This is a genomic window from Bacillus inaquosorum, assembly GCF_023238325.1.
GTDB lineage: Bacteria > Bacillota > Bacilli > Bacillales > Bacillaceae > Bacillus > Bacillus inaquosorum.
Genome location: NZ_CP096592.1, coordinates 2,120,558 through 2,137,665 on the forward strand (window position 1 = coordinate 2,120,558; position 17,108 = coordinate 2,137,665).

Sequence of the window (17,108 nt, forward strand, 5' to 3'; positions counted from 1 at the left end):
GTTTGATACAAGTAAAAAGAATTCATATTATAAAGTTTCAATATATTGATTTTTATCATCTATAAACGAGACCGCCATCAGTTAATATGGCTTGACCTGTAATGTAATCTGAAGCATCTGAAGCTAAGAATGATACCAAATTAGCAACGTCCTCAGGTGTTTGATATCTTTTAAGGGCTATTTCCGAAGAAAATTTTTCAAAAGCTTCTCCTGGCTGCAAATCATCACTATGTTTCACCATTTCTTCATCAATTCTGTCCCACATTTTTGTTTTTGCGACTCCGGGACAATATGCATTCACTGTTATGTTATACTTCGCCAACTCTTTAGCAGCTGAATGTGTAAAAGACTTCACCGCATGCTTCGTCGCTGAATATGTGCCCAGCATTTCAAATGACTATTGTTTACAAAAACATCTAAACGGCCAAACTGATCTACTGTTTCTTTAACCAAATTGAATTGGTCATCACGTTTTGATACATCACCTTTCACACCAATCACCTGAAAGTGTTTCTCTTTAAAATCTGAAACCGTTTCATTTAGCAATGCTTCATTGATATCATGCAGCACTACACGAAAACCATCTTTACATAATCTCTCTGCGATGCCTCTCCCTAATCCGCCTGCAGAACCTGTAACTATCGCCGTCTTGGACATAAATATTCCCCTTTCGCAATGAGTTAACGTGACTATATATTTATTTTAACAAATAAATTTTTCTCCACATCATGTAAACTGCTAAGGTTTGCTCTTATTTAAAATCATTCGTCCGAACTTGCTCCCACCCCAATTGCCATATCAGAGGGATGATTATGCCGGGCATGCTTTTCTACGCGTAAAAAACATTTCAATCAATGTCCTTTTCATCTTATCTTTAGACACGTAAAAAAAGGCCAAGTATTAGACCGGCCTTAACGCTCAATCTTTTATTAATATTCATATAACTCATCAAACTGATAACCATATAAACCTTTAACTTTCACTTCTCCACAGCCCTGATCTTTCGTTAACTCTAAATAATGATTCTTGTACGGCATCGCTTCTGCTTGATCAGTTGCGCTGAAATCGAAATGGTTGCCTGTGAAATCTTTCTGACTTAGCGTGATTTCATTTCCTGATAAAGAAAGGCGAAACAGTCTAGCATGAATTGTGCATCCTTCCGCATCAAAAATTGTGAATCTGTAGCCGAACTGAGACGGAAACCTATTTGGATTTGAATCATCGGACATCATGAACTCTTTTTGGTTTTCTGTCATCGTAAAGCTTACTTTTTCCTCATTTTTTACAATAGCTGCTGAAGCATTCCCTGCACTGATTGACATAAAAAACAAAGCTAAGATTAACGTGAAGAACTTTTTCACTTAGATTCCCCCAAGCCTTTTTATTTCAATATATTGGAATATTAAGCTTTGATCAATATAAACTTTGATAAATAAGTCTTTAGGGTCAATTCACACATCCTGTAATGAAAATGCTGAACTAATCTAATGATTAATCCAGCATCATACTTCATTAATTATCTAAACCATGCCTTCATTACATGATTCGTGAAATTGGGATCATTAAAAGGAACATTTGCTTTACCGAAATCTGTTATATTTAAAGCATTTCTCGCTGCCGGAGTTAAGTCTTCCCACCCGATTAATGGTTGAGTGCCCCCTGCTGCATGATCACTAATATGTAATTCATGGTTTAAGGGCCATGTGCTGTCGTAAGCAATTAATGGATGTGTATCCTTCATATTGCTTTCATTCGGTTGAACATTTGTAAATTTTCCGTGTCCAGAGTATGCAATTGATAAAACTTGTGGATTTTGATTAGCAGGATTGTCGACCCAAACTACGATGCCTTCCCAGTCATGTCTATGACCCAAACTTGGAGAAGCCTCATCCTTCGGAAAATACCAAGAATACATGATGGCCCACACGCCATTATACCAAGTTGAACGTGAATAAACTTGTCCGGTATGTTTGCTGCAACCCCCTTCAGGCGCTCCAGTCGGCTGTAACCCGCCACTCGTATTGCCTTGTGCGTCTACTGCCGGAAAGGGCACACAGCCGCTATAAACCTTCAAATACGGCTGGAACCGTTTTGCGGCTTTTTGAGAAATAGTAGTTGGGACAACTTCATTGAACCCTACTATTTTGTCATGATCAATGACAGCAGCATCAACTGTTGGAACTAAGCTGATAAAAGCGAAAAATGACATCAATACAGCACACACAATGTTCTTCATTTCACTTTCCTCCTTATCGCATTCGTTATGTAAAGTCTAAGCTGCAAAGTCATTATACAAATAGTGGAATCTCTATTCAATCAAGTTTACAGAATCTTAAATCAATAAACATAATCGGTACTAGCCTTTCCTTTTTTATCATTGACCGTTTTCAACCGTTAGCTTGCAGAGCATTTCGCCTTTTTGATTTTCATCTATCCAGCCTGTACAATATTCAAAAACCCCAAAAAGGATGATGGACATGTGCGGCAGGTTTACTTTATTCTCTGCATTTGAAGATATTATTGACCACTTTGACATCGATCAATTTTTACCTAAAGACGAATACCATCCAAGCTATAATGTCGCTACATCACAAAGCATCCTGGCAATCATCAATGATGGATCAAATAATCGCCTAGGCATGATTAGATGGGGTCTTATTCCTCCCTGGGCAAAAGATGAAAAGATCGGCTATAAAATGATCAACGCACGAGCTGAAACATTACCCGAGAAACCGGCCTTTCGAAAACCGCTTGTCAGCAAACGCTGCATCATTCCAGCCGACAGTTTTTATGAATGGAAACGGCTTGATCCCAAAACCAAAATTCCGATGCGGATCAAGCTGAAATCATCTGCTCTTTTTTCGTTTGCCGGCTTATATGAAAAGTGGAAAACAAACCAAGGGACCCCTCTTTACACCTGCACAATCATAACAACTAAGCCTAATGAACTCATGAAAGATATACATGACCGAATGCCGGTTATATTGACTCATGATCATGAAAAAGAGTGGCTGAATCCTCAACATACAAATCCTGATTATCTGCAAAGCTTACTTGTGCCTTATGATGCTGATGACATGGAAGCATATCAGGTTTCATCATTAGTGAACTCCCCTAAAAATAATTCACCTGAGCTTCTTGTTGCATAGAATCGTATGTAATGATTGAATTTCTATATAATAAGATTTTGTAAATAAGCTTTAGTCCTTAGTGCCGATCTATTCCAGTTTTAATGAATATTTAGTACACAGATCATTTAGTTGTTTAATACGATTGATAATTTCATTACTGAAAAATAATATTATTATGTAAACCGTAAATAAATAAGCAATGTAAACCCCTTTACAACAGGGTTTACATTGCTTATTTAAACTTAACCTTTGCAGAAAATCGCTTTATTGATCAGCTTTGTCAGAAAAATAACTGAACCACATTAAACTTATGAAGCCTGCAGCACCTATGATTGTAAATATGATATAAGCCCATGTGGGTAAATCCATACACTTCCCCTCCTAAGAAATAAATTAAGGGATTTTTTATCTTAGGCCTTCTTCTTTCTTTTTCTTGTCCAATTTAATACTTATGAAAATGTTGATTATTGCAGCTGGGACATATAAAAATCCTACTCCCAGAATGCCTAAAATTGTACTTAAACTTACTATGTAGCGTTTGGTCATCACTTGACTGTCAATTAAAATAAGAAGTGTAATCAATCCAGCTAAAACACCTGCAAACCAGGCATTGCCAACAGCGTAAGAATCATCTAGCACTCCTAGTAATTGTCCAAAGATTGAAATTCCAAGAGCGGTAATACTGGATAATATCGTGAGTGCTTTCATTCTCGCCTCCGTAGTCAATTAGATAATGTTTATCATTTCCACATAAACATTTTAAAGATCATAACAATACTCGGCAAGCGAAAAACCCTATATAACGTATCTTACATAGGGATTTAATATCAGTGTATCGTATTCTAATGAACATTCACCCCTACTGCAGCTTTTAACGTAACAATAGTGAAATCCGTTGTGTGATCGGTTAACTTCTTTACGTGCTGGGATATTTCACAACAGGCACTTTCTTCTTACGCAGCGAATCGAGCATCACTGATCCAGCCTTCAAGTTGCCTTGCACTAATTCTTTAGGCGTCAATGCCATCCACTGATTGAGTGACACGTCTGCATAGCGGTCACTTTTGAACATTTCTAAAAACCATAACGTTTCTGTACCAGTGTTTTGTATATAATGTCCAGCATTGGAAGGCACGTATCCAACGTCGCCTGCTCTATAATCAAATGTGCGCGCAGTCCCATTCCCGATAAATACTGTCATGCGTCCCTGTCCTGTCAAATAATACTGCCATTCATCGCTATTGGGATGCCAATGAAGCTCTCTCATCGCGCCAGGCTCAATCTGAACAAGTGCAGCCGCTATGTTTTTTGAAATCGGGAAGTTAGAAGAGTCCACAATTCGTACGCTCCCCCCAGGCGTTTGAATGGGGGTTTGATTTAATAACTCGTATTTGAAAGTCAAGGGGACTTTTCCGTAAGGTGACTGAATGTCTTCACTGGCGACTGATCCCGGCACATTTCCTTGATAAATATAGACTTGTTCTGAAGGAAGAGAGTGAAAAGCATTCTCTGGGACACCAAAATTTCCAGACAGAACATCTTTTGGCGTGTGTGCAAGCCAATCTGAAATGGTTAATGTTGAAAACTCAGAAAAGTTTCCATCATCGAAGACAAGCAGAAATTCGCAATGTTCTAATCCTTGAATGGAATGCGGAATTCCTGCGGGAAAGTACCAAAGATCGCCTGGACCAACATCAGCAATGAAATTTCGCCCCTCTTGGTCAACTGCGGTGATGCGGGCCCGTCCCAAAAGCATATAAGCCCATTCCGCTTGTTTATGCCAATGAAGTTCACGTACGCCTCCCGCAGTTAAGCTCATATTTACTCCTGCAATTGCGGTCGAAATCGGAAGCTGCCTGACGGTGATTTCACGTGACCAGCCGCCGTGATCTAATTTCATCGGAGCATCTGAGAATGAAAATCTCAAGTTCGGAATCATACCTTCGTCTGTAACAGGCGGAACAAGTATATTTGGATTTTGAATATCTCGCATCATATTACGCGGGCCAGCATCAATAGCCCCGGCTCCATCACTTCGAATAGGCTGCGGCACGTTTCTGTCTTCATGATTGATTGGTTGTTTTTCCAACAGCAAGCACCTCGTTTTAGAAATTAACAAGATTTTATTCCAGCCTATGCATGATCTTATATGGCTGTGCCTAGAATTCAGCAAATAAGCTATCTTTTATACCATGGATTCTTATGTAATTTGATTTCTTCTGTCTGTTCTTTCCGGCCTGTCTTCCACTCTACTTTCACTAAGACATCATGTCCTATCACTTCATCTTCAGGCATATAATTAAAGGTAGCGATATGGTCCTCCATGTGTCCTCCACCTTGCATTTCTTCACCAGTGTATTCTGATAAGTCGTACTCATCTATGTTATCATCTTGATACTTTTTGCCATCTACATACAGAGTAATTCTTTCAACAACAGTCCTTTTCTCGTCTTTCTTACTTCCTTGCCAATACAAATTTAGAAAGTAATTAGGTCCAATTGACGTCTTGTCTGATTTTTCAAGGTTAGAAACCCACAGTCCGCTTCTTCCGCTGCCTTCATATTTCACTTTGTTTCCTGAGATCATTACAATGATTGCTACGATGCAGATTATTAAGAATGCAGCAATCATCAATAGCCATTTTTTAATGTTGTTCTTTTTTCTCATGATTTTCCTCACTTCCCTCATACTTAGTAGGAAAATGGGGTCAAAATGTTACTGATAAGAACTTAAATTAAAGCGTTATAGGGGCAAGATTAAAACTTATAAACATGCTCTTACATGCATTTTTTATTTCATTGAGTCAATTACCTTCAAAATGATTACATTCTTTAACAAAATCCCCTATGATTGTGGTAATATCTTTGTGAGATATTTTTGAATTTTGAGAAAGAGGGGTTTAGATGAGCAAGATTGCTTCAGAAGTTGTTGCTACTGCGCTTAATGATTGGTACATTGCTATAAAGAAACAGAAGGTTAATGAATCAATCAAGTATTACTCAGAAATAAAAAAACAATTTGATGATATGGAAGAAGATCAGGAGGTTCTTGCATATTACAGTTTATTAGAAGAAAGACATAAGATGTTGTTACACTCATCGCGAGGAGAACCATTACAAAAGCACACTTACTTTACTGAAGACAATCAAGCCTTTATTAAGAAAACCAACGACAAATTGGAATACAATTTTTATTTATTTGAAGCCATGTACGAAGCGTATAACAAAAATTACGATCGAGCTATTAATTTATACGGATTAGCAGAGAAAAAACTTGCAGAAATTCCAGATGAGATCGAAGCAGCAGAATTTTACTCCAAAGTCTCCTACCTTTACACTCTCGTTAAACAAAGTGTTGTATCGCAACACTACATAAAAAATGCCATCGCTATATATAAGCGATACCCTGATTACAAGTGCAAACTGGCTGTATCATTAATGATTGCAGCAGCAAACTATGCTGATATTAGACGATTTGAAGAGTCAGAAGAATATTATCTGGAGGCAATAAACATTGCTAAGGAAGTAAAAGATGAATTTTTGAAAGCACAGTTATATCACAATCTCAGTATCGTTTATTCTGACTGGAACAAATCCAATGAGTGTATTGAGTCTCTTGAAAAGGCTTTAGAAGAGGAATCTTGGGCAGATTCAATTTATTATATCCATTCAATATTCATGATGATTAAAGAACAATTTAAAATTGACGAAAAAGCGAAAGCCATTCATTTTTACAATAAAGCACAGGAAAGACTCATATCAATGGAGAATAACATATACGAAGCCAAAATCAGCATCTTATACAACCTTTATTGCGGTGAATTAAAAAACAACTTTAAAAATTGCATAGATCATATTGAATTTTTGAAACAACAAAATGACCTTGAAAGTGTTGATGAATTATCTTACTTAGCCGCAAAAAGATTTGAAACAATAGGTGCTTTTGAAGAGGCTGCAAGCTTTTTCAATGAAAAGATTTGGGCTGAACAGAAAATGAATCAGGTGGAGGGAATCTTATGAAAAAACTAGTGCTTTGCGTGTCTATTTTAACTGTGATATTAAGTGGAGCAGCTTTAACGCAATTGAGTACAGATTCACCATCTAGCATCCAAGTTGCTGAAAGGCCGGTCGGAGGTTAAGGAAAAGATCAATGAACTATAGCCCACCTTATGAGAGTGGGCTTTTTGTTTTTTATCACTCCAAACTCCCTACATCTTAAGGCGAATAAGTATAATTAGACCCATTAATTCTTATCAAGAGAACCACAAAGTGGTAAAATGTTATCATGACTTATTAACAGATAAAAGAGGGATTAATTTGAGAGAAAAATTATATTCATGTTTAATTTGCGGATATAAAGGATTAAGTCAAAATCCTTTATATAAAGGCGAGTATCAAAAAACGTTTGATATTTGTCCATGCTGTGATTTTGAGTTTGGCTACAGTGAGGATCATGATGTCAGATTAGGCTTTATTGTAACTCCGGATCATTTAATCGAGGCTGCATTTCAATTGTATCGTAAACAATGGATTGAGTCTGGTATGAAAATTGCTCATCCTGAAGATATTCCTGAAGAATATAAAAACGGTGATTGCCTAAAATTTGAAGTTTTGTTGAAACAATTGAAAAACCTAAATCTTGACATAGAAAATTTTGAAATTGACGGCTTTCATGTTTAACTGCGTTGCATGTTTTTCAAAGGTGTAACTGTCTTTTTCTTTGTAATTTTAAGCTGCAGGAAATGATCCAGCTGCTTGGTCATTTCGATACCTTTCTTTATTCGTATTCAATAAAGACTTTGTGATCATCGACAAACATTTCACTTCCATCGGATAAGTGTATCCAAAAAGCTTCCTCTGGTTCTTCTCTATAGTCATAAATCGCAGTAACTTTGACGTTCGACTCATCTTTGATTGGTTTTCCAACTGTTATTTTCGTTTTTTCCTCTGGCAAAGTAATGGATCTAATCATCAACTCTCCCCTTTCCTTTCTGGAAATATGCCGCTCTAAAGCCTAATTAACGCCATCTTCAGTAAATTTAAAGGTTTGTTTTAAGTGGCGTCCTTCTTTCCCCTTTTGTGTCCAAATAATATCAACTTCTAATTCAGAAGCCTTATCTGCCAGCATAAAATGCTTGAACCTCAGCGGCGAACCATCGTTTAAACTGTCAGCTAACGTTTTAGAATCTTCTTTTTGTTTTATACAATTTTCATCAGGACAACCAAAAAGTGAAAACCTTGTGATTGAATCAGGGTCATTTCTATACAGTTGCACATCCACTGTAGCTGCTTTTTCCCCTATGTTTTTGACTTCCAAGGAATATACTTTATATTCCCCGTTTTGAGGGCTCGCAAATTCCTTTACATTCTTTGCTTCACTTACTTTTACTGACCACTGGTCTGTTTTTTGTGTAATGGGCAACACCGTAAAAGTCAGGGCTTGCGCTTTTGATTGAACAAAGGTAAATCCAAATATTAAAACACATAAGGAAAAGAATACCCTTTTCACTTTTTTATCCCTTCTTTCTTTTTCATTCGCTTTTCAATAAAAGTGTGTCTTAGACATGATGTTGAGCAGTTTACAAGCTCTTAACCATCTAAGGGTATGTGCCTTACCGCTCGTCATTTATTTCTTTCGGTATCTGAGATGGTGCTTTAGGAACTTTTCGCAGTTTGTTATTGATCACATCAGAAGAGTAGAGCGTAACAACCATACTCCCCCCACGCCGTTTTGCCCGAATGAGTATTGGTTGATTATATTGGTTTTGAAAGAGAAAGTCCGGACCTCCCCAGCTTACTGTAGCATCACGTCCGGGAGGAACATATGGCACGCTTCTTGTATGAGAATAGCGCTGAACAATTCGCAGCCCCGCACGATCAACAGCATTAAATAGTGTTGATGATACCTGACAAATTCCTCCGCCCACGCCTTCAGATAACTCACCTTTAACGATAATGGGCGCACTCTTATAGCCTTTGTCCCGTGTTCTCATTCCAACAACTTGATTAAATGAAAACGTCTCATTAGGAAAAACAACATGGTTGTCAATTGCTTTAGCAGAAAGTGAAATATTGTGGGAACGGCTTTCATTGCTCGAATTAAAATAAGTTACGTACTGACCGAGCTTCTGCGTACTGATGTGAGCAAGCAATTCGCTGTCAACTTTCGGATAAATATTCAATTCAGGTACTTCTACCTTGGAGGGGCCTTGACCATAGAAATAAGCATAAAACTTTTCCATAAACGCCTGTTGATACAGTTTGTAACCAACCCTGCCCGGGGTGATGCTCCCCTGATCGTTAACTGCAGCATTTATCGGCTCACGGTAAATTTGCTGATCGAGCTGCAAGATGAACTTACGGTACTTTTCATGGTCAATCAGCGGCGTACCGGGAAGAGGCATCGTAAAGTTTTCACGGTTAACAGTGGCAATCGTCCGTCCCTCTTGTGTGATCGTTAAGCTGTCAGGCTGTTCGCTCGGCTGAGCCAATAATAATAGGCCAGTGATCCAAATTTGTATCATAAGTCGGTTTACCTCCCGACCATTAGTATGAACAGCAGCTTATCCTTTGATGTATTTCTTCCCATCGTTTGTTTGAATATTTAGATGCTGATTTACTTATTTTTAAGCAATAAAAAAACCCTCATAGAGAGCTATATCTTTAAGTGTTCACATCAATTCCCCGAGCTCACTGAAACACACGGTTTAAATCGTTGAACAAGTTTAAAATGATAGAGCATCTCCCTCGCATGAGGATGCCTTTTTGTGACTGTCTAAAATAAAAAGATCATTTTATAACAACAATAAAATAATCCTTTTCAATATTTTTTTATTGTAAAACGATAAATCGTGTGTTAAATTCAATTTGACAATAAATAAGTGAGGTGCTTTTTATGAATCGAGTGTCAACACTCTTTTTAAAGATTGCTGTTATTCTAATTGGAATTCCGATTCTTGCTTTGTGCATTTTTGTGGTGCCTAGGATAGCCAATTATACAGCAGAATTATTTCCAAATATGGCTTATATACAATATCTCGTTTTCATCTTTTTGTATGGAGCGGCGATACCTTTTTACTTTGCTCTTTATCAAGCGTTTAAGCTTTTAAGCTATATCGACAAGAACAAAGCTTTCTCTAAAATTTCTGTAAGAGCTTTAAAGAATATTAAATACTGTGCGGTCACTATCAGTATCTTGTTTGCGGCAGGCATGCCATTCTTTTATCTCATGGCCGAGGTAGACGACGCCCCGGGTATCATTGGCATCGGATTGGTCATTATTTTTGCTTCAATGGTGATAGCAGTCTTTGCTGCTGTTCTTCAAAAACTTTTAAAAGAAGCGATTGATATAAAATCAGAAAATGACTTAACGGTCTGAGGTGATGAACATGGCAATTATTATCAATATTGATGTGATGCTTGCTAAAAGGAAAATGAGCGTAACAGAGCTTTCGGAGAGGGTTGGCATAACGATGGCTAATCTTTCTATATTGAAAAACGGAAAAGCAAAGGCCATTCGATTATCAACCTTAGAAGCGATTTGCAAGGCTTTAGAATGTCAGCCAGGAGATATTCTGGAATACCGAAATGAAGAAGACACACAGGATTCATAAAGAAAAAATATTTATCATCAAAAGAAAAATAAAGTGATTTGGCGGTGATCCTATGGACGTAACCCTATGTCCATCTAAGCGTGCCTTACATATATCCAGAAAAAAACTTTGGAGGCACACATCATGAGAGCCCTAAAACAACTCGTTCGTTTTGGTTGGGAACAGGCCCTTTCATGTTTGTTTCCTGTCGTTATTTTTGCCTCTTTGGCTATTACACAAATCATCCCTCTTCCCTTCTTGCCGCGGTATGACTGGCTGCTCATCATCTGCGTTCTCATGCAGTTGTGGATGGTGCGTTCCGGTCTTGAGACACGGGATGAATTAAAAGTGATTACCTTGTTTCACCTAATTGGACTTGCTCTTGAACTTTTCAAAGTGCATATGGGCTCCTGGTCTTATCCAGAAGAAGGATATTCCAAAATGTTTGGGGTGCCTTTATATAGCGGCTTCATGTACGCAAGTGTAGCCAGTTATCTATGCCAGGCGTGGAGAAGGCTTAATGTTGAACTGGTCAAGTGGCCGCCGTTTTTTCTAGTTGTACCGCTTGCGGCTGCGATTTATTTGAATTTTTTCACCCACCATTATTCGATTGACATTCGCTGGTGGTTATCTGGACTTGTCATCATTGTCTTTTGGCAATCATGGGTCATATACGAGGTGAATGGAACTCGCTACCGTATGCCGCTTGCACTTTCTTTTGTGCTCATCGGATTTTTTATATGGATAGCCGAAAATATCGCAACCTTTTTCGGGGCTTGGACATATCCAAACCAAACCGATGCATGGAGTCTCGTTCATCTAGGAAAGGTGAGTTCATGGCTTTTATTAGTGATTGTTAGCTTTCTTATAGTTGCAACGTTAAAACAAGTAAAGGAACAGAATCCCATAAAGGCATAAACTGCCAATTTTCATAACTGTTAAAACCCTTTTTAAAAAGTCTTGGTCCTGCGAATGGCAGGGTCAAGACTTTTTCAGGTTGAAGCTCTCCTAGCGCACAAAGGAAAAAGCAACGTTCGAATTATTGCTTTTTTCTATGATTGATCGCCTTATGTTTTTTTGTGTACGGATTTAAATCACGTCTGCTTTCAAGACCTTGATAAACTCTTGCGCCGCCGGCGTTATTTCATCAAATGAATGCGCGATAACGCCAATATCGCGGGTGATCCGCGGAAAGATGTCTTTTTTGATCAATTGATGCGGGACAGATGACAGTGTAAAGTTTGAAATAATGCCTATGCCCAAGTTGTTTTTAACCATATTGATCAAGGTTTCGGCATTTTGCACAGTTAAGTTTTCCTTTAATTCAATGTTGTGTTGCTGAAACGTGTTTGACATCGCAATTTCATGACCGCCTTTGCAAAAAATAAGGTGATCTTGATATGTTTTGAGGTCGACATGCTTTTCCTGTTTTAATTCGTCATATTGCGGCGGGATGACAGCCACCATATAGTCTTTGCACAATAGTTGATGGTCAAACGGTTCAAATGGAGATGCTGCGACCCCAATATCAACCGTCCGATCCTCGACCCATCCTTTGATTTGATCAGAGGTCCCTTCGACCCATTCTATGCGGATCAGCGGGTAGTTTGATCTGAATGCCGCAATCGCCTGAGGCATGATAATTGTTGAAACAGCAGGAAATGAACCGATTTTCACCTTCCCGCTTAACAGCTTGTTTTCCCGGTTGGCTACTTGATATATTTTGCTTTCAATCCCCTTCATTTGCCTCGCCAGCAGCAAAATTTCCTTTCCGACATCAGTCAGCATTAAACCATGATGTTTATCTCTGATCAATAATTTCAGCTGCAGCGAGCTTTCCAGATTTTTAATCGCTTTGCTAACCGCTGGCTGAGAGATGAACAATTCTTTTGCCGCTTCTGTAATATTCAATTTCTCCCCGACTTTTACAAATATGTGAAGATGGTTCATGTTCATAACCATTTGGTTATACCCCCGATAATAAAAATGTATTTCAGTTATATATAAATGTAACATATGATAGAAACCAGCACGAATATTTAAACAAGAAAGGCGGCTTTATAATGGTAAAAGTCATGCTGGGAATTATATCTGTCACACTTATTTGGGGCTATACTTGGGTAGCGATGAAAGTAGGAATACATGACATCCCCCCGTTTTTGTTTTCGGCTTTGCGCCTGTTCATCGGGGCGGTTCCTTTATTCCTCATTCTCTTCATTCAAAGAAAGAAACTTTCAATAGGAAAAGCACATGTCAAAAGCTATATCATCATGAGCCTGCTAATGGGTCTGGGCTATATGGGGATCTTAACGTATGGAATGCAATTTGTTGATTCAGGAAAAACCTCTGTTTTGGTGTATACGATGCCTATATTTGTTACGGTGATCAGCCATTTTACATTAAACGAAAAAATGAATGTGTATAAAACGATCGGGCTGATAAGCGGCTTCTTCGGACTTTTATTTATATTTGGAAAAGAAATGCTGCATGTCGATCAAAGCGCTTTATTTGGAGAACTATGCGTCCTTGCAGCAGCGCTTAGCTGGGGAATCGCGAATGTGTTTAGCAAGCTTCAATTCAAGCATATCGATATCATTCATATGAATGCCTGGCATCTTCTGATGGGAGCCGTCATGTTATTGGTTTTCTCCTTTATATTGGAACCGGTCCATTCAGCCAAGTGGACATATCAGGCGGTATGGTCATTGGTGTTTAATGGTTTGCTTTCTACCGGCTTTACATTTGTCGTATGGTTTTGGGTGCTCAATCAAATCGAAGCGTCAAAAGCATCCATGGCACTAATGTTCGTTCCCGTATTGGCTCTATTCTTTGGATGGCTGCAATTGCACGAACAGATCACCATAAACATCATCATCGGCGCAATGCTGATATGCTGCGGCATCTTTATGAATACATTTAAATTTTCACGTCAGAAAGTGTGAATGCATATACATTTCTCGTGAGTGATATTTAGTAATAACAATTTGCCAAAGCCTTTAGAGAAAATGAAAGATTTTTATACAACGTTTTTCATAAAACCGAAAACGACAAATACATCAATTCAAAAAATAATTTGAAACTATTTCATACAGCTTCAATCAGGAACCCGGCTTGAGCAAATAAGACGGTCGGATCTGATGCAGGGAAAATGAAAAAGAGCATGTAAATTAATGCTCTTTTTGTTTTAAATTTATTTAAAATACTTCTTTATCTTGATCCCTTTGCCTCTCCAATAAAAGAATGTAACGTGTTAAGGTTTAATAAAAACTTCATTAGGAGTGGTTCTTTGCTTAAAGCTTCAAAAATTTTTATTTCATGTGCAGCTTTGATACTATGTGTGTATTCTCTATATAGTCAAAGTGAATTCCTCTTGGTTTCTCTCCAAGTATTAGTTGCACTTCTCTTTGTTTTAGTGGGAGTGGAATCACTTTCAAATAAACAAACAAGGTCAGGGTATTTGTTGTTCGGATCAGCGGCCTTTATACTTGTTGTGAACGTTGTAAAATACGTGATTTAAGTTAAACAAAGGAATGTGGAGTCCCAGAACCAATACATTACCGCAGCGACAATGCTCATTATCGATTCTTCGCTTATCGGTTTTTCAAAAGTTATTTTTGCATTCTCTTCAGGCAAAATAATCGATTTAATCATTCACTTCATTCCAAGTTTGTTTTACACGGTTGCGTCCTCAAGTAACTTCTAATTACAAGATTCAATATTACTCGTTAGTACACTTGGCCCCAACTTTTGAGTTCTAGAATGAGAAAGACGTACTTGAACTTTAACATTCTTCATTTCGGCTGTAATTAAGTCAAATCTTCCCGCCCAACTAGGGCTCTCTTCCTCAGGAGTAGGATAAAGTTTAAACCGCCAACTAATTTCACCGGGTTTAGAAGCAAATCCTTCATAACTGTCGTAATTTCCATAAGAAGATGGTTCGGGAAGGTGGACAGCAAGAATGCTTATATTCGTTCTGGCAGCACTCGGTGGATTTAATTGCACCTTATAGATTAATGCCACACCTTTTGCATTTTTAAGGTTTTGATCCACCGGTTCCAGTATTACACTACAAGGCATTGAATTAGCATTTACTTGAGTTGGATAAGCAACAACAGCAGACAATAAGGATATAACTAAAATAAATCGTTTCACTGGATATCCCTCACAATTTTTTTAGTTAATTTCCCTTATTTCTGGATTGATTATTCAGTAGCTCGATGTTCACAGACTTTATCCATTATTTTGTTTATGTACAAATCCATTTATTTTCTTTTAACAATTATTTCGACTTCATCATCTTCAATAAGTTCAAAACTGCTTGGCACTTTGTATTCTGTTAATATATCGATTCCGGTTCATAACTCACCTGCATCATGCATTACGAATTTTCATCTTTTACACACCATACTTCATTATCATTTTATAAACATAGTCTAGTTGATTAAATTCGGAAGGATTAGAACTGAGTCAATCTCAAATAATTAAACATCTTGGTCATCTCTCTTATTCTTGTTGTGCCTTTGAATAGTATTTCGGCGAGCTATTACTGCAGGTATTAATAGCAGAGTACCGACAATAAGCAACATAAAAAAGATCACAAACAACGCTCCTGTACCCGGCACAATTTCTTCATAGGTAATAAAGCGTTCATCCCCCTGCAGGACGAAGAACCGAGAATTTTCGAGAAAGGCTAGATGAAAGGCTATAGACGTCCATAAGCTTCCTGTTACAATGCGCAGAAGTTGAAGGATGAATCCAAAAGACAACAATAAAACAATGTAATCTAATGTGATAGCAGGTGATTCAATTCCTGCTATATATTGCAAACCACTTACAGTTAACGGTGAAAGCACAAACAGGATCGGCTGAAGGAGTAAAGTTATGAAACAGTTAAACCGCCTGTTTAGAGCATTGTACACCGTCCCACGAAAAGTTAATTCCTCTGGAAAAGCTTCATAAAAGAAAGCGATAATCATGTTTAAGAGCAATACTGTAACCAAATGGGCAGAGAAGTGAAATTGTGCAACTTTGATCCAGCCCAATAAATGGGCAATAGTGAATCCGGATCCGGATAGAATAATCACATACATTGCTCCCATAGTGACTTTCGGAATGGCTTGCCGCCACCCAGACAGTCCGATAGAGTAGAATGGTCTACTAGAAAACCGCTTAAGAAGAATGTAGAGCAACGGGACAGTCATTAATGTCACTAAACCTGCTTGGATACCTTGCTGCAAAAGCTTGGAAGCTCCTGCTTGGCGGACCATTGAACCTATTAATGTAGCAAAAAACAAAGCAAAAACCAACGTTCCCCAGCTGAGCAAGATAGTTACCAACCATTTTGGATGATTGTTTTGTTTTCCGCTTTGGGTATGATGAAGGTGCATTTGGATACCCCTTTCACATCTTTATATAAGCACTAAACAAAAAAGCAAATTGTGCAACTTATATTTAAACTTTATTATCTCGATACGTTCCAGATGCAGTTATTGTTTCAAATTTCTGCATCACCCTACTTCCTTCTGATTAAATTCAGCATAAAAAGCGATCTGCTATTATATGATTTCCTAATAAAAGGACATATAACAACATTCCAGGTTATTTAAAAACTATAATAAAAAAATGCCCCATAAGTTCAGGGGCATTTGGCAATGATTCTATTCATTTATTGTATTCATTAACTCGAAGAAATATTCAGGTTTATGGGTCTTATTTAGCTTATACCATGAATGCAATGTATCCGGTGCAAATACATCTAATTTTTTCAATACTTCCATCGCAAATTCCAGGGGAGCTATTCCTGATGCAGTAACCAAATTTTCATCAGATACTGCAGGTCCCTTCTCATATAATTTTTCTCCTTTATAAGTAGGACAGACCATTTTCATATACTCTAAGTCATTGCTTGTATGCTTTCTAGAATCTAAGTATCCATAATTCGCGAGGCCTTGGGTTGCACCACAAATGGCAGCAACAATCGTGCCAAGCTCTAAAGCTTTACCAACTTTTTTCAAGATCGGTTGATGAGTATCTTCTCCCCAAGTATTCCCTCCGGGTAAAATTAAGAGATCTTTACTCTCAAGCGTACACTCATCAAGGGACATATCTGGTTTTATGCTGAGCCCTCCCATTGTCGTAATCATTTCTTTATTAACTCCTACTGTAACTACTTTTAAAGGGGCTACATCTTTTTTGAAATATCTCCCTGAGTTTAGTTCAGCAATCAAATATCCATATTCCCAGTCTGACATTGTATGAAATACATAAAGATAAACTTTTTTTGTTTTCACTCATAACACTCCAATCCCAATTGATAAAGCTCATTAGAATGACTTCGTGCCCATCCTTTTAAATAATGACATATGGGTGGCAATAGGAACATTATC

Annotated in this window: 20 protein-coding genes and 2 pseudogenes; 9 read left to right on the forward strand and 13 right to left on the reverse strand. The window is 37.8% G+C overall.

What is annotated here, in order from left to right:
• Nucleotides 1–55: 55 nt before the first annotated feature.
• The 3 genes and pseudogenes from M1M80_RS10265 to M1M80_RS10275 all read right to left on the reverse strand — a co-directional run bounded on the left by M1M80_RS10265 (nt 56) and on the right by M1M80_RS10275 (nt 2,236).
• A pseudogene (locus M1M80_RS10265) lies at nt 56–657 on the reverse strand (SDR family oxidoreductase).
• A 272-nt stretch (nt 658–929) separates the two neighbouring features.
• Entirely contained in the window at nt 930–1,322 is a 393-nt protein-coding gene (locus M1M80_RS10270; protein WP_050556908.1) for a hypothetical protein, read from the reverse strand.
• A gap of 194 nt (nt 1,323–1,516) precedes the next feature.
• Nucleotides 1,517–2,236: an NPP1 family protein gene (locus tag M1M80_RS10275; protein ID WP_060398758.1), complete on the reverse strand. Its 720-nt coding sequence runs from the start codon at nt 2,234–2,236 to the stop codon at nt 1,517–1,519.
• Nucleotides 2,237–2,477: 241 nt separating this feature from the next.
• On the opposite strand from M1M80_RS10275, the gene M1M80_RS10280 reads away from it, so the two are divergent.
• Entirely contained in the window at nt 2,478–3,149 is a 672-nt protein-coding gene (locus tag M1M80_RS10280; protein ID WP_060398759.1) for an SOS response-associated peptidase, read from the forward strand.
• A gap of 387 nt (nt 3,150–3,536) precedes the next feature.
• On the opposite strand, the gene M1M80_RS10285 is transcribed toward M1M80_RS10280, so the two are convergent.
• From M1M80_RS10285 to M1M80_RS10295, 3 genes are all read right to left on the reverse strand, one after another.
• Nucleotides 3,537–3,839, reverse strand: a complete 303-nt coding sequence (locus M1M80_RS10285; protein WP_060398760.1) for a hypothetical protein — start codon at nt 3,837–3,839, stop codon at nt 3,537–3,539.
• 208 nt (nt 3,840–4,047) lie between these two features.
• Nucleotides 4,048–5,226 (reverse strand): oxalate decarboxylase, encoded by a 1,179-nt coding sequence (gene oxdD / locus M1M80_RS10290; RefSeq protein ID WP_080429020.1) that lies wholly within the window; start codon nt 5,224–5,226, stop codon nt 4,048–4,050.
• Nucleotides 5,227–5,309: 83 nt separating this feature from the next.
• Entirely contained in the window at nt 5,310–5,798 is a 489-nt protein-coding gene (locus M1M80_RS10295; RefSeq protein WP_060398762.1) for a DUF4944 domain-containing protein, read from the reverse strand.
• Between the two features lie 236 nt (nt 5,799–6,034).
• Here M1M80_RS10295 and M1M80_RS10300 point away from each other — a divergent pair, with 236 nt between their 5' ends.
• From M1M80_RS10300 to M1M80_RS10310, 3 genes are all read left to right on the forward strand, one after another.
• Complete coding sequence (locus tag M1M80_RS10300) at nt 6,035–7,150, forward strand: Rap family tetratricopeptide repeat protein (RefSeq protein ID WP_060398763.1); 1,116 nt, start codon at nt 6,035–6,037, stop codon at nt 7,148–7,150.
• Nucleotides 7,147–7,269 carry a PhrK family phosphatase-inhibitory pheromone gene (locus tag M1M80_RS10305; protein WP_032732313.1) on the forward strand — a complete coding sequence of 41 codons (123 nt, stop codon included), beginning with the start codon at nt 7,147–7,149 and terminating at the stop codon, nt 7,267–7,269. Before M1M80_RS10300 ends, M1M80_RS10305 begins: the two co-directional genes overlap by 4 nt.
• Nucleotides 7,270–7,447: 178 nt before the next feature.
• Nucleotides 7,448–7,810 carry a hypothetical protein gene (locus M1M80_RS10310; RefSeq protein WP_060400027.1) on the forward strand — a complete coding sequence of 121 codons (363 nt, stop codon included), beginning with the start codon at nt 7,448–7,450 and terminating at the stop codon, nt 7,808–7,810.
• Between the two features lie 97 nt (nt 7,811–7,907).
• Here M1M80_RS10310 and M1M80_RS10315 read toward each other — a convergent pair whose 3' ends face one another.
• The 3 genes from M1M80_RS10315 to M1M80_RS10325 form a co-directional block, all read right to left on the reverse strand.
• Nucleotides 7,908–8,102 (reverse strand): hypothetical protein, encoded by a 195-nt coding sequence (locus tag M1M80_RS10315; RefSeq protein WP_003241855.1) that lies wholly within the window; start codon nt 8,100–8,102, stop codon nt 7,908–7,910.
• Between the two features lie 42 nt (nt 8,103–8,144).
• Nucleotides 8,145–8,639: a hypothetical protein gene (locus M1M80_RS10320; RefSeq protein WP_060398764.1), complete on the reverse strand. Its 495-nt coding sequence runs from the start codon at nt 8,637–8,639 to the stop codon at nt 8,145–8,147.
• A 103-nt stretch (nt 8,640–8,742) separates the two neighbouring features.
• Complete coding sequence (locus M1M80_RS10325) at nt 8,743–9,654, reverse strand: VanW family protein (protein ID WP_060398765.1); 912 nt, start codon at nt 9,652–9,654, stop codon at nt 8,743–8,745.
• A gap of 371 nt (nt 9,655–10,025) precedes the next feature.
• Here M1M80_RS10325 and M1M80_RS10330 point away from each other — a divergent pair, with 371 nt between their 5' ends.
• From M1M80_RS10330 to M1M80_RS10340, 3 genes and pseudogenes are all read left to right on the forward strand, one after another.
• A complete protein-coding gene (locus M1M80_RS10330) occupies nt 10,026–10,508 on the forward strand; it encodes a DUF2975 domain-containing protein (protein WP_060398766.1) in 483 nt (160 codons plus the stop codon).
• A 10-nt stretch (nt 10,509–10,518) separates the two neighbouring features.
• Nucleotides 10,519–10,775 (forward strand): annotated as a pseudogene (locus M1M80_RS10335) (helix-turn-helix domain-containing protein).
• Between the two features lie 91 nt (nt 10,776–10,866).
• Nucleotides 10,867–11,640: a DUF817 domain-containing protein gene (locus M1M80_RS10340; protein ID WP_060398767.1), complete on the forward strand. Its 774-nt coding sequence runs from the start codon at nt 10,867–10,869 to the stop codon at nt 11,638–11,640.
• 171 nt (nt 11,641–11,811) lie between these two features.
• On the opposite strand, the gene M1M80_RS10345 is transcribed toward M1M80_RS10340, so the two are convergent.
• Nucleotides 11,812–12,684, reverse strand: coding sequence for a LysR family transcriptional regulator (locus tag M1M80_RS10345; protein WP_060398768.1), 873 nt, complete (start codon nt 12,682–12,684; stop codon nt 11,812–11,814).
• A gap of 101 nt (nt 12,685–12,785) precedes the next feature.
• Here M1M80_RS10345 and M1M80_RS10350 point away from each other — a divergent pair, with 101 nt between their 5' ends.
• Both M1M80_RS10350 and M1M80_RS21680 read left to right on the forward strand, forming a co-directional pair.
• Nucleotides 12,786–13,664 carry a DMT family transporter gene (locus M1M80_RS10350; protein ID WP_060398769.1) on the forward strand — a complete coding sequence of 293 codons (879 nt, stop codon included), beginning with the start codon at nt 12,786–12,788 and terminating at the stop codon, nt 13,662–13,664.
• 344 nt (nt 13,665–14,008) lie between these two features.
• The gene (locus M1M80_RS21680) at nt 14,009–14,239 is read left to right on the forward strand and encodes a membrane protein (RefSeq protein ID WP_019258611.1); all 231 of its coding nucleotides are present in this window, start codon (nt 14,009–14,011) and stop codon (nt 14,237–14,239) included.
• A gap of 182 nt (nt 14,240–14,421) precedes the next feature.
• Here the strand turns inward: M1M80_RS21680 and M1M80_RS10355 are convergent, their stop codons facing one another.
• From M1M80_RS10355 to M1M80_RS10365, 3 genes are all read right to left on the reverse strand, one after another.
• A complete protein-coding gene (locus M1M80_RS10355; RefSeq protein WP_019258613.1) occupies nt 14,422–14,874 on the reverse strand; it encodes a YoqH family protein in 453 nt (150 codons plus the stop codon).
• A 329-nt stretch (nt 14,875–15,203) separates the two neighbouring features.
• Nucleotides 15,204–16,109, reverse strand: a complete 906-nt coding sequence (locus M1M80_RS10360) for a CPBP family intramembrane glutamic endopeptidase (protein WP_060398770.1) — start codon at nt 16,107–16,109, stop codon at nt 15,204–15,206.
• A gap of 270 nt (nt 16,110–16,379) precedes the next feature.
• A complete protein-coding gene (locus M1M80_RS10365) occupies nt 16,380–17,012 on the reverse strand; it encodes a type 1 glutamine amidotransferase family protein (protein WP_060398771.1) in 633 nt (210 codons plus the stop codon).
• Nucleotides 17,013–17,108 lie beyond the last annotated feature (96 nt).